This window comes from Moorena sp. SIO3H5 (assembly GCF_010692395.1).
GTDB lineage: Bacteria > Cyanobacteriota > Cyanobacteriia > Cyanobacteriales > Coleofasciculaceae > Moorena.
On record NZ_JAAHHS010000219.1, the window covers coordinates 1 to 12,855 of the forward strand.

Genomic DNA, 12,855 nt, shown 5'->3' on the forward strand with positions numbered 1-12,855 from the left:
AAATTGGTATGATTAATAGTTTTACTCTATCGAACCACGAGTATAGGGAAATAAGCTAATTTGATTGTTAAAAACTTGTGCTAGTGTTAAAAATATTTATCGTAAGCATATGCGCTACGCGAACAGCGGTCAGCCGTCAGCGGTCAGCGGTCAGCGGTCAGCGGTCAGCGGTCAGCGGTCAGCGGTCAGCCTAAGGCTCACGCTGGGTGAACAGTTTATTTTATTCAAAAGCACCGATTGCGCTACGGGCACGCTGCGCTAACAGTAGCGTGCCCATAGTCCATAAGCACCTCAAGTACCGTAGCCACAGGCCAATGGCTAATGGTTGATAGCACCTCAATTAGCGTGGCACATGCTTCTAGGCTGTGAAGTAGCTGAAAGCTAAAAGCTGAATGCTGAATGCTGAATGCTGAATGCTGAATGCTGTTCGCGTAGCGTGCGCGTAGCGCATATGCTTACTATTTATCGATAGCTTCTACAACGCAGCATTATGGGTTTAAAACTATGGTGATCAAAACTGAAAATCATCCCAATGACCTCGCCAAGCAAATTCTTGAACAAGAAAACCAAGATCGACAAGCGCTGGCGTTATTGCTCGATAGGCATCTGGCGAGAAACGATCAAATTTTGGTGCAGAAAACTCACATGGGCACTACAGAGGCATTTATTGGCTCAGTCACTCTGGAATGGTTAGCGATTCGCGTCCGCTACGCCTCCCAACTGCCGCTATTTCAACAAAAGTTTGATCAACAGACGAACAATATCGTCAGGGATGCCGATACCATCGAAGCGCTTCAGCAGCGTCCCCTTGATTGGTCACGTCAAGCTGCTCTGGCTCAATATCTAGCAGCCCGCAAAACTCACAAGTTTCCCCCAGTCCTGGTAGTGCTTAGCTCTGGGTGGGTAGATAATGCCCAAGCTGCTCAGTGGGATAAGAATCAACGCGCTCGGCAGTCGGCAGCTGAGTTCACCAGTTTAGATAAAGATCGCACAGTCGGACTGCTTGATGTTTCAGACCATGTTTCAATTTTTGCCTTAGACGGTCAGCATCGACTGATGGGAATCCAGGCTCTGATGGAATTGATTAAAATTGGTACGCTCCAAAAATATAGCAAAGGGAAAAAGCCAATTGGCTCCCTGATTACAGTGGATGACTTGATTGAGGAGTATCACATCTCCCCAGGTTATCTCCAAAGTCTAGCCACAGAAAAAATTGGTATTGAGTTCATTCCTGCTGTCGTTCAGGGAGAAACCCGTGAAGAAGCACGGCGACGGATCCGATCGATTTTTGCTCACGTTAACCTGATGGCAGTAAGGTTAAGCAAAGGACAACTAGCTTTGCTCAATGAAGACGATGGCTTCTCAATCGTTGCTAGAAAAATTGCCATGACTCATCCTTTGCTGAGGGAGATGGAAAATCGTAATCCTCGGGTTAATTGGGATAGCGCTACTGTTTCTGCTAAGTCAACAGTCTTGACTACGTTACAAGCTCTCAAACATATATCTGAGATATATTTGGGCTACCAATTCTTTCACTGGAAACCCTGTGAGAAAGGTCTAATTCCCATGCGTCCTGAAGATGAAGAGCTAGAGATGGGAACTAAAACATTGACAGAGCTTTTCGACTATCTCGCTAGTTTACCCAGCTATCAAAAGCTCGACCATGGAAAAGAAACACCACAGCTGCGTCGGTTTAACCATGAAAGGGGTGGAGGAGAAGGAAATATGCTATTCCGTCCAGTAGGACAAATCGCCATCGTTCAAGCTTTGGGTATCCTAGTATTTAACCAGGATTTCTCCCTCAAAACCATCTTCGAGAAACTTCAAAAATACGATGGTTCGGGTGGCTTTAGTCAGATCGATCACCCACAATCCCCTTGGTACGGCATTTTGTATGACCCAAATCGAAAGCGAGTGCTAGTTTCTGGACGAGAGTTAGCCTCCAAAGTGATGTTATATCTTTTGGGTGGTGTTACAGAGCGTATGGAACGTGCTCAACTGCGCATCGCTGTGGCTAATGCTAGGAGTGTTGGCAAAGATCAAGGGATCAGCTTTGAGGGCAAATTTGTGAAACTGAAGGAGGTAGGATTACCACCTCAGCTGTAACGGAATTAGTGACAGCTTCTACACTTCCCTATGGCGTAAGTGTAGGAGCTAGCTGTCACAAAAATCGACTCAAATCAAACTCCTGTTGCTCATTGTCTTTATATTCTTTCTTCTTATACCTATCATTATTTAAAAGTAACAAAAGTCGCTCTGAATAGTCTACTGCTCCCCGCAACTCATTGCGCAAAATATCAAGTCCTCCATTGGCATACTCCTCAAAAATATAGATGCGTTTTTCCTCAGACTCTTTATCGATAGAGGAGAGAATTTTAGTATCCTTAATCTCAGCGATCGCAATTAACTTAATTACTACCTCATATCCCCTTGATACAAAAATTTCCAGTCCAATCGGACCAGGTTCTCGTTTAGAAATTACCTTCAGGGGCGATCGCTTTTTATGCTTTACGCCTAAAGCAGCTGCAAACACCATCACATCAGCATAAGTCTGAAACGGTCCAGTTTTTCCATCGGAAGCGGTTAGGTCTTTCACCAAAGCCGCCTTATCTTTAGCAACCCTGATTCTGTTTCCAGCCATTCTCTTGGTATCTAGTTTTAATAAATCTTATGCACAAGGCTAAGCGCAAAAAGCTTAACGTGCGGCAGTCCTTTTATTATAGCAATTCTACGGTACAAATAACTGTGTTAAAGGGAGCAGGGAAGAGGGGCACACTCACCATATTAACCACACTCCCTACTCCCTCAAATAAAATTTGTTACAAAAATTTAAAATATTTGCTATAATAGGCAATTTTTTGTGATAAAATGAAATTGTGGAAAATAAAATCCACGGGAAGAGCCAGCCTTAGAGTTTTGCAAGGCTGCAGGCTGGCTCTTGGTCCCCTTTACAGGAGATAACTTAATTTTATGTCTGATAGTCTTCACCTATACCCATGGGTGGTGGTTCGGTTGTTACGACCGATGCCACCAGTTGTTTTCGCTCGGTTCGAGAACCCGGCTGATGCTAAGGCTTATGTGCAGGTACTGAAACTGCTGATGCCTGGTGCCAAGTTTCTACTTTTTTTTGATTTCCGAGTAATTCCTTAGCACAGGCTTCGAGGCTTTGAAATAGGGAATCGGGAGAGCGCTACCCTTAGCGTCAGAAGTTAGAAGTCTAGTAGGGTGCGTTAGGGGAGCCTTCATTTTTCGCTCAAGCGCCAGGGTTATGTTGCTGCCCGTAACGCACCACCGTGTCAAACAGCTTTTAGGAGATGTACCTTTGTGAGACACCCCACACCCCACAACCCACACCCCACACCTCACGTCTTTGTTAAAAACCTACCCCTGTGAGAGGGGAGGGGGAGCAAAATTCAGTAGAAAAAAACTTTTCAGATATCCTCTAAAATATATGTAGTAATACAAACAAACCAACCATGGCTACCAGACATATACGCTTTGATTGGGCAATCTTAAGACTACTGCGTAATAAAGCCAATTATGTAGTCTTGGAAGGGTTTTTAAGCGAGTTATTACATACACAGATCAAAATCCAAACCCTTCTCGAAAGGGTCGGCAATCAACAGACTATTGATGATAAAAGCAACCGTGTCGATATTCTGGCGGAAACTGAAAACTCCGAGTTAGTCCTAATCGAAGTGCAAAACAACTCCCAACTCGATTATTTTCATCGGATGCTCTACGGTGTTTCCCAGCTAGTCACCGAATATCTTGAACAAGGAGAAGAGTACGGCAAAATTCGGAAAATATACTCAGTGAATATCGTCTACTTTAACCTCGGTAAGGAAGATGACTATATTTATCGTCTGCGCTCCGAGTTCATGGGAGTGAATCAAGGAGATATCCATCGAACCTACCCTAGCTCAAGAAAGAAAATATACTATACAAAAAGTAGCAGATATCTTTCCAGAATACTACCTGCTGAAAGTAAAGAACTTTAAGGGGATAGCGAAAAACAGCCTAGAAGAATGGATCTATTTTCTCAAAAACAGTGAGATCAAGGAGGAATTTGAAGCCAAAGGCATGGTGGAAGCCAAGGAAACCCTAAGAGTCAATAATCTTTCAGACCAAGAAAGAGCAGCATACAAGCGTTTTATGGACAACAAAAGTTACGAAGCCAGTATCTTGAGTACCCAAGAGTTTGAGGCGGAATGGGAAATCGAACAGATTGAACAGGCAAAAATTCGAGGTAGACTTGAAGGATTGGAAGAAGGCAAAAGAAGCCTACTTATAAGACAGAGTGAGCGCCGTTTCCCAGAAATAGCCTCACAACACAGAGCAGCTATCCTTGGGTTGAATTCCCAGGATTTAGATAATTTAGCCGATGCCATGTGGGATTTTCAGACTAGCGCTGATTTGCTTGACTGGCTACAGGAACACTCAAGTTAGGGTTTGCTGAATAAGTCTGTATTCAAAATTCAAAATTCAAAATTCAGAATTCAAAATTCAAAATTCAAAATTCAAAATTCAAAATGAGTGAAGTAAGCCCAATTACGCACCGGACATTTGGCGAAATATAAGTTAACATCCAAAACACTGATTCTGCCCTTGATTACGTTACAAAACTATAAAAGGTTTTTCGACCATTACACAGAATATCAAGGCTTTCAGCATGTTAAGAAATGTTTCGCCAGCAGCATCGGTAGCTGTCGCACTGCACTTCGTTGGAGTATCCAGTTATCGTCATCCTTCTGGGGGGACTCGGTGCTTCTGGGAACATCATATTGACGAGTCATTTTTTGTGTTATTCTCTTATGATTATATTTTTAGAGTACTAGGAATTACAGAACTGGAACAAGTAATGGTGGGGCTAGACTATGGCGAAGGTATATAGAGGTTTGAAACCTAATGAGGTACACATAGTTTTTTCCCTATTGCTAGCATGCCTATTGCCTATTGCTAGCATGCCTATTCTCTGTAAAGCACGTAAGTTCTAAACATAAAGAAATGTAAACGAATAGCCTCATAGAGATCTATTACTAGATGTTTCATAGATTAACGTAATTTTGAGTTGATTGAGTTGAATCATGAAGACTTGTAAACAACCAGTATATGTGAGTGCGATCGCAATCCTAATTTTACTGACTAACCTCTCCTGTTCTTACCCCGACCGAACGGACCCCCCGAAAACCAAGGATCGTGCAACGGTAGTCGTGAAAACGATTGAGGAAGCAAACAGTGACATTTCTAAGCAAGATCGAGAAACTAAATATTGCAAAATGGCTTGTTCTGAATTTGTCTTCTACCGTGGCACTAACCAACTATTTTGGAAAGATTTCGCTGGGGATAATCGCCTCAAGGATTTTGGAAATGCCAAAACCAAGATTTGGTTATCGGGAGATATGCATGCCGAGAACTTTGGAGCCTATGATAATAATCGAGGGGAAATCGTTTACGCACTCGATGACTTTGATGATGGCATTATCGCCGATTACCAATATGATGTCTGGCGCATGGCAGCAAGTTTAGCATTGGTTGGTCGTCAGAATGGTTTGTCTGCTGAGGAACAAAACAACGGTATTGATGCCTTCAGTGAGTCCTATCTTGATACTATGGCCTCCTATCGCGGTAATGATCGTGAACTGAAGACTTACTTCACTAAAGACAATACTTATGGGAAGTTGGATGACTTCCTAGAAGGAGTGGAAGCCAGCGAAAGCCGCCAAAAAATGTTGAAAAAATGGACAGAACTGGATGGCAATCAGCGTCGCTTTGATCTATCCAAGGTTAAATTAGGCAAAGCTACTGCTTCTGAGCGACAGGATATTCAGAATGCGATCGCAGATTATCAGAAAACCTTGACAAAAAAGTTTAAATATGATTCAAACTACTTCCGAGTCAAAGATATTGCGCAACGTTTACTGGCTGGCACTGGTTCCTTAGGAATACCACGCTATTATCTCCTGATTGAAGGAGAGACGTCTTCCCAGGATGATGACCGGATCTTGGACATTAAATTCCAATCTTCCCCTACTGCCTATGATTACCTGAGTCAGCAGGAACGGGAAAACTATGATAAAAATTTTAACAATGAGGGTCAACGTCACACTTTAGCCTATCGAGCCTTAACCAAGCACACCGATAATCACCTGGGCTGGATGAAACTAGGGGATGGGTATTACTCAGTGCGAGAGCGATCGCCATTTAAGGAAACCTTTGATATCACTGACCTAACTAAAGAGAAACGCTTTGTTAAGCTAGCTGAACAATGGGGTCAAGTGTTGGCAACCGCTCACGCACGATCTGACAAAGATTTCGATTCCACCTTAGTGCCTTATTCCATAGACAAACAGGTGGATGAGTTGACTGACGGTCGCCACAAGGAGTTTCGGAAATTGGTAAGGGAAGTGGCTTTGACTTATGCTGATCAAGTTAATAAAGACTATGGTTACTTTCTCGAAAAGCTGAAACCCAATAACTGCTCTAGCGGCAGTTGTGACTAATTCTTTTAGTTTAACTGCCTTTGGTAGAATGTAATGCGTTGAGATGGCACAGGGGAAAGGTTGAATAACAGGATAAGCGGGAAAGGGATGATCGCCAGCTAGCCCGTATAATCTATAACCTCTAACCTCTAACTTAGAAACAAAACAGCTAGATACCTTAGATTTAATCACATGAACGGTAACAGAGACGGTTTTTTAAGCGGGCTTCAAATTTTGGTGTTTTTTATCTTAGCCCTTGCCCTTCTGGGATACAACATCCAATTCAGCTTACTATTTGGTGGCATCGGCGCTTTAGCCGGTGGCTTGATAGTTGACTGGTGGCAGCACCCAGACAAACCCAGGGACTTACAACCTGAGCAGGCAGAGTATGCTGAGGAAGATTCTTCTGACTTAACTGGCATACGTTTAGCTGTACAGCAACGACAAGCTAGAGAAAAGAACCGCTCAGAAGGGTCACTCAATCCTATTAGTAGATTTTTTAGACGTTAAGCAATAGGAATTAGTTATTGTTTATTGGTCAAAATAAAATACCAAGATATATAAGTTAGATTAGTGAAAACTCCCACACCACTCTATGGAATAGATGTGGTTTGATCGTCACTAAAATCTAAAATGTTTTTATTTCTCTCAAAGCTATTGCCACTCTTTCTGTACCCCTTGGGCCTGGCTTGTGTGCTACTGGTAGTAGCTTTGGTAATGTCGTGGCGCAACCCTCGCTGGGTACCGATACCCGTGGCTTTGGCATTAATTGTGTTGTTGGTCTCAAGTAATACTTGGGTGACTAACAGTTTAATACGCTCTCTGGAGTGGCAATATATTCCTAGATCAGAATTACCTGAGGCTGATGTAATCGTAATCTTGGGGGGAGCGACTAAACCGCCTTTTCCACCACGACCTACTCCAGAAGTGGATGAAGCAGGCGATCGCGTTCTCTATGGTGCTCAGCTATACCGTGAAGGGAAAGCTCCCTGGGTGATTCCTGCTGGTGGTCGGATTGTTTGGGGTTCCAGTAGTAATAACTCTAGCCAACGACTTTCTTCTCAAAGTGGTCAATCCTCACAACGGTTGGCCTCTGAATCAGAAGACATGGCACAGATTCTAGAAGACCTGGGTGTTCCGAGAAGCGCTATCATCCAAGAGTCTAGGTCTTTAAACACTCACCAAAATGCGGTCAATGTGCGAAAAATTTTGGATCAGCGGGATTTCCGCAAGGTATTATTGGTAACTTCGGCCATCCATATGCCTCGTTCTGTGCTAGTGTTCCGGCGTCAAGGTATTGATGTGATCCCAGCACCAACCGATTTTCTAGTGTCTCAACATGAACTGGATGAACCTAGCAGCAGTACTCAAGCTGCTTTGCTACATTCTCTTCCAAATGCTGATCAATTGTCTAGGATTACTCGTGCTATCAAGGAATACATTGGAATAGTAGCTTATCGCATTCGCGGTTGGGTGTAACAAGTTATTATTGTTGCTGAAATATTATCCTTGATTATAGCAATTATTATACCCATGAGGTACAAATTTATGGGTTTTAGGGACTGAGGCCGTTGGCCACGCGGGGCGCGTTCGGAGCAGGGAGCAGGAACCCACCCCTAACCCCTCCCAGGAGGGGAAGAGAGAGAAGAGGGAAGAGGAAAAAAATAATCTGTACCTCATAGCTACGAGAAATGCTAGATTTGGTTCTTCAGTACCTTTTATGATTAATTTAAACTTAAAAAACTCATAAAGCTTACTGTATAAGGAAAATGAGGCTATTTAACTAACAAAATTTTCTGAATACGGCCTCTTTACACTACTCCCTGCTACACTGCTCCCTGCTCCCTGCTCCCTGCTCCCTGCTCCCTTAGCTAAAGTGTTTATTTAGCATAACAAGCACCGAAGAGCCGATTATTTTCCTAGTTACCATGCCAGAAGAATTCCAACGGATTGTCCCAGCACCACCACCAGCAGCTGATATGTTTGCTACTTACCAGCTAGCTTATGAGTTTAGGGAGGAAGTAGATCATCGGCAAGAATTTGAAGACTATTGCCAGTGGTATTATTTAACAGCACAACGCCATCGAGAGGAATTAGAAAAAATGCGCGGTGATATCAACCTTTTTGGTTGGTTCAGTCGCCGCAACTCAGAGGTCGATTCTTAAAAGATGCTTTAAAAAATTAAGGTTAACACGGATAGTAATAGCTATCAATAGATACAGTAATAATCTAACTTTATCCTATCCGTGCATACCTGTTTAAAAATCCCTGTGATGGCAATAATTATTGACTTTTATAGTATTAGTTAATAATATAACCGCCTACGGTATAATTTCTAGTTCATCTTCACGGAAGTGAACTTTTTTAAATTTTTTGTCAAACTTGACTTGTATTGGTAAATTGGCGCTGACTGGCCTACCTTGCCACTCAGTAATTATTCCGGTAACTTCCCCTTCGAGACCTTTAATATCAAAAGGTTTATTCCTGTGTTCGGGATGGGTATATACCACAACTGATTCTTTGACTCGGACGCGATCGCCAACTTTCATATGATGATAAGTAACTCTAACTATTATACGGACATCCCTTACCTAAGCTAGGGTTGGCTCAGGCAACCTTCTTATTGTCTCACACAGTGGGTTGTTTACATTCACCACAGTTGTGAGCATAAACAAAATTTAGGTTTATTGGAATTGGTTCCCTGGGTCTGATGCCGATGATTCTTGGTTAAAATTCTAAGAATAGATTATAATTGATTTCTTTTTCACCCTTAGTTTCACCTTTAGTTATCTGGCAGCTCCTGCTCGGTAGGCGAAGACTCTGGTAAATTTGGATCCGGTGATGGGAAAAAGCGATCGCGCATTTTCTGGAAGCCCTCAGGAGCTAGTACCCATTGGGTAGCCAGTAAAATAGCACCAGCACCAACAAGTATACCGATTACCCCCAGCAGCCCAAACAAGGCTCTAATCCAATCCCGGTATGAGCGGGTGGTTTCGGGTTTCTTGTCATTGGTTGTGGTAATTTCCCCTGGTAGTGATGGAGTCAGAGCAGTTTGCTGCTTATGATTAACCACCTGTAGTTCTTTGGAGCTAGAGATCTCTCCCAAATTTAGCACTGTCGGATATTGGGGAGAGACAGCACAGTGTGTTAGAACTACCGAAATGTCATCTTGACCATTATGTTGAAACGCCAGGTCAATTAAATACTCAGCCGCCGATTCCACGGAAATTCGGTGGCTATTGACTTTTTCCGGTAAATCTCGACCAAATTTTTCAATCAAGTTGTTGTTGCTCAAGCCATCGGAACACAGCAGCAGTAAGCCATCTTCTTCCAGAATAAAGCGTCGCACAGTGGGACGAAGCAATTCAGCCTCCTTTGTCCCTAAGGCTTGAGTGAGTGCTTGTGCATCAGATCGCTGCAACGCTTGTCGATAAAGACTACGACCAAGCTTGACCTCCCGAGTAGCTACATCATCATCCACAGTTAGCTGCTGGCAATAGTCAGGAGTCAGCCAGTAAGCACGGCTATCTCCTACACTAGCGATATAGATTTCGTGACCATTGGTTTTCCCTTCTGGTGTATTCACCATTTGAGGAAGTTGTAGCGCTAGGGTTAAGGTAGTAGCCATGCGACGCCGGGATTCTCGTTCTTGTTGATCGTTGCGAGAAGAAATCATGTTATTTGCAACCCGGATAATTGCTGATAGATTCTCGGTTACGAGTTCTGGTGTCATCAGCTCCGGATCTTCATTCAACTCAGCCAGTAGTGCCCGAACCTGTAACTTAATGGACTGTAGTGCTAACTGACTAGCAATTTCCCCCCCTTCGTGACCACCAATACCATCACAAATAATCGACAGGTGGGGAATCAAGGGGTCTTGGGATTGGTCTGGGTCTTTAATCAAGTCAGCCTTAGTAGGATAGCAACTGTCTTCATTGTGGCTGTGACTTGAACCAGTTGCGGTGATACCAGCAATTTGTAAGCGTAACGGCTGCTGAGCAGCTTGCTCAAGTAATAGGTGGTTAAGTTGGGATGCGATCGCACTTAAGGAGGGGTGTTCAGTTTGCAGGTGTTGGGCAATAGCTTGTAGCTTATCCGCCACAGACACTGATGCTTTGCGACACCAAGCTTCCCAGCACTCTCCTAGCTGTTTAAGACTAGCATCGACAGAGGGTTCACTCACAGAAGTCGGTTCGGCAGGGGAGTCTCGGGAAACCAATGTATCAAATCCCCTATCCTCTAGACCATTAGACGGTACAACTGGTGATAGACTCGTATCAGCCATGGTATCCCGATATAATTCCCGTAGTCGCAGACGCCACCCTTGAACTCGCAAATTATTTGGCACTAACAGGCTAGAAGCCACACCCAATTCTGATAAGGGTATCCATAATTCCCAAATTTGCCAAAGCCAATAGACTTGACGCACTGCGGTAGCAGATGTCCACATCGACTCCATTGAGGGATATAAGTTGCCATTGGTATCAATGGGGGCATTTTCTAGCAAAATGACTACATCTTGACCAGGTGTAGACAGAAAATTCCGTTGCTGTGGCAACTGGCATATCCCATAAACCTCTGGCACATGGAGGCAGTGGGAATACAAGCGTAGGTAAGGAAGGATATGGCCGTTGAGTTGTTCAGGAAAATCCGGTGGCAGTTCTGGCTGCATATCCTGCCAAATTTGCGGGGCAACTACCTGGTAGCGGTCTGCGACTTGTTCTCCAACTGGTAGCTCTACGGCAGCAGAACCAACTGCCCAAAGATAACGATCCACGGCTAATACCTATGAAGTTAATTTACGGCTATACGGTCAAATTCTAGACGGCTGAGATAAATTAAAAGAGGGATTGTTTGAGCTTTTAAACATTTTCTCTCAAAGTTGTCTAGTAGATTCAAGAAAATTAACATAACTCAGCAACCAAGATCTTTGTCTAACGTTAGACAAAATAAAGTAGAGTTACCTGCAACTACTCACCCCATACCCTGTATATTATGAGCCGATGGTAAGTTCCTCGATGCTTTGGCTAATTGCCGGGTCAATGCTGTGCTTAGTCGAGCTGTTTGTGCCAACAGCATTTGTTGCTTTCATGATGGGCATCAGTGCTTTGGTGGTAGGATTTTTGATATCGATTTTGCCCATATCTTATACCCTACAAGTGGGGTTATGGTTGCTGCTTTCCACTGCCTCAGTCTTTTTATCCCGTCGCCTGATGCCTCCTGCTAGAGTGGGAAAAAATTTGGATGCGATGGAAGCTCAAACCTTGACAGAAATTCTGCCAGGGGAAACTGGACGGGTACTCTATGAAGGCAACTCATGGCGTGCCCGTTGTGAAGACTATGCAGATGCGATCGCACCCAACCAAAAAGTCTACGTAGTGCGTAGGGAAGGCACTACCCTGATTGTTTTGCCTCATCACCTATTGCACGACTGAAGCTGATCGACCATGGGTGCTCTACCAGATTCAGGGGATAGTGATGGGTTGCCGAGGGTGATGGAGTAATAGAGTCAACGTTAGATCTATTACCCCCCTAGTTACTAGTTGTTGGGAGTCTCCCTGCTCACCGGGTCCAGTATTTTTTGACAAAAGATACGTGGAACAGTCAGGTTGGACAGAGGGTCATAAAGTCAGCTTCAAGCACTTGAGAATCAGACTAAATCAGTCTAAATAAGTTTTCTGCCCTACCCCACTCATCCGGTCCCCCTCTAACAACAAATTTGTAAAACACTACCCGAAAGGGAGGAAAGAGCGTGTCACAGTGGTTCTTGCTTGTCTTTTTGGCTTTGGGCGGTTCAAGTCTTCTCGGTTCCGTCAAGATTATTAATCAAGGAAACCAAGCCTTAGTGGAACGATTAGGAAAATATAGTGGCAAAAAACTCGAACCTGGACTAAACTTTGTCATTCCCGTGATTGAGCGAGTGGTTTACCAGCAAACCATTCGGGAAAAAGTCCTTGATGTGCCACCTCAGCCTTGTATCACCTCCGACAATGTTTCCATTACCGTTGACGCTGTAGTTTACTGGCGGATCATGGATATGGAGAAAGCCTACTATAAGGTTGAAGACCTGCGCTCCGCCATGCAGAACTTGGTGCTAACCCAGATTCGAGCTGAAATGGGGAAACTGGAACTGGATCAAACTTTTACCGCTCGCTCTCAAATCAATGAAACCCTACTGCGGGAATTAGACATTTCCACTGATCCTTGGGGAGTTAAAGTCACGCGGGTTGAACTGCGGGATATTGTGCCGTCTCAGGCAGTGCAGGACTCAATGGAGTTACAGATGTCGGCAGAACGCCGTAAGCGGGCGGCAATTCTGACCTCTGAAGGGGAACGAGAATCTGCGGTTAACACCGCCAGAGGTAAAGCCGAG

Annotated in this window: 14 protein-coding genes; 11 read left to right on the forward strand and 3 right to left on the reverse strand. The window is 44.0% G+C overall.

The window, feature by feature from the left end; translation table 11 throughout:
* Positions 1 to 504 precede the first annotated feature (504 nt).
* The gene (locus F6K52_RS21675; protein WP_293082452.1) at positions 505 to 2,106 is read left to right on the forward strand and encodes a DGQHR domain-containing protein; all 1,602 of its coding nucleotides are present in this window, start codon (positions 505 to 507) and stop codon (positions 2,104 to 2,106) included.
* 55 nt (positions 2,107 to 2,161) lie between these two features.
* On the opposite strand, the gene F6K52_RS21680 is transcribed toward F6K52_RS21675, so the two are convergent.
* On the reverse strand, positions 2,162 to 2,641 hold the full coding sequence (locus F6K52_RS21680) for a DNA phosphorothioation-associated protein 4 (protein WP_293082453.1): 480 nt from the start codon (positions 2,639 to 2,641) through the stop codon (positions 2,162 to 2,164).
* Between the two features lie 329 nt (positions 2,642 to 2,970).
* Between F6K52_RS21680 and F6K52_RS21685 the strand changes: the two genes are divergently transcribed.
* The 8 genes from F6K52_RS21685 (at position 2,971) to F6K52_RS21720 (ending at position 8,647) form a co-directional block, all read left to right on the forward strand.
* Positions 2,971 to 3,150, forward strand: coding sequence for a hypothetical protein (locus tag F6K52_RS21685; RefSeq protein ID WP_293082455.1), 180 nt, complete (start codon positions 2,971 to 2,973; stop codon positions 3,148 to 3,150).
* Between the two features lie 326 nt (positions 3,151 to 3,476).
* Positions 3,477 to 4,001 carry an Rpn family recombination-promoting nuclease/putative transposase gene (locus tag F6K52_RS21690; protein ID WP_293082458.1) on the forward strand — a complete coding sequence of 175 codons (525 nt, stop codon included), beginning with the start codon at positions 3,477 to 3,479 and terminating at the stop codon, positions 3,999 to 4,001.
* An 82-nt stretch (positions 4,002 to 4,083) separates the two neighbouring features.
* Positions 4,084 to 4,449, forward strand: coding sequence for a DUF4351 domain-containing protein (locus F6K52_RS21695; RefSeq protein ID WP_293082460.1), 366 nt, complete (start codon positions 4,084 to 4,086; stop codon positions 4,447 to 4,449).
* A 223-nt stretch (positions 4,450 to 4,672) separates the two neighbouring features.
* Complete coding sequence (locus F6K52_RS21700; RefSeq protein ID WP_293082461.1) at positions 4,673 to 4,894, forward strand: hypothetical protein; 222 nt, start codon at positions 4,673 to 4,675, stop codon at positions 4,892 to 4,894.
* A gap of 193 nt (positions 4,895 to 5,087) precedes the next feature.
* Positions 5,088 to 6,503 carry a DUF2252 family protein gene (locus F6K52_RS21705; protein ID WP_293082463.1) on the forward strand — a complete coding sequence of 472 codons (1,416 nt, stop codon included), beginning with the start codon at positions 5,088 to 5,090 and terminating at the stop codon, positions 6,501 to 6,503.
* A 171-nt stretch (positions 6,504 to 6,674) separates the two neighbouring features.
* Complete coding sequence (locus F6K52_RS21710) at positions 6,675 to 6,992, forward strand: hypothetical protein (protein WP_293082464.1); 318 nt, start codon at positions 6,675 to 6,677, stop codon at positions 6,990 to 6,992.
* Between the two features lie 123 nt (positions 6,993 to 7,115).
* On the forward strand, positions 7,116 to 7,961 hold the full coding sequence (locus F6K52_RS21715) for a YdcF family protein (RefSeq protein ID WP_293082465.1): 846 nt from the start codon (positions 7,116 to 7,118) through the stop codon (positions 7,959 to 7,961).
* Positions 7,962 to 8,410: 449 nt separating this feature from the next.
* Positions 8,411 to 8,647, forward strand: a complete 237-nt coding sequence (locus F6K52_RS21720; RefSeq protein WP_293082466.1) for a hypothetical protein — start codon at positions 8,411 to 8,413, stop codon at positions 8,645 to 8,647.
* 156 nt (positions 8,648 to 8,803) lie between these two features.
* Here F6K52_RS21720 and F6K52_RS21725 read toward each other — a convergent pair whose 3' ends face one another.
* Both F6K52_RS21725 and F6K52_RS21730 read right to left on the reverse strand, forming a co-directional pair.
* Positions 8,804 to 9,031, reverse strand: coding sequence for a ferredoxin-thioredoxin reductase variable chain (locus F6K52_RS21725; RefSeq protein WP_070393314.1), 228 nt, complete (start codon positions 9,029 to 9,031; stop codon positions 8,804 to 8,806).
* 233 nt (positions 9,032 to 9,264) lie between these two features.
* Entirely contained in the window at positions 9,265 to 11,259 is a 1,995-nt protein-coding gene (locus tag F6K52_RS21730; RefSeq protein ID WP_293082469.1) for a protein phosphatase 2C domain-containing protein, read from the reverse strand.
* Between the two features lie 226 nt (positions 11,260 to 11,485).
* Here F6K52_RS21730 and F6K52_RS21735 point away from each other — a divergent pair, with 226 nt between their 5' ends.
* Together F6K52_RS21735 and F6K52_RS21740 are read left to right on the forward strand one after the other, a co-directional pair.
* Complete coding sequence (locus F6K52_RS21735) at positions 11,486 to 11,917, forward strand: NfeD family protein (RefSeq protein ID WP_293082472.1); 432 nt, start codon at positions 11,486 to 11,488, stop codon at positions 11,915 to 11,917.
* Between the two features lie 317 nt (positions 11,918 to 12,234).
* Positions 12,235 to 12,855, forward strand: a 621-nt coding sequence (locus tag F6K52_RS21740; protein ID WP_293082475.1) for an SPFH domain-containing protein, incomplete at its 3' end; no start/stop codon positions are given.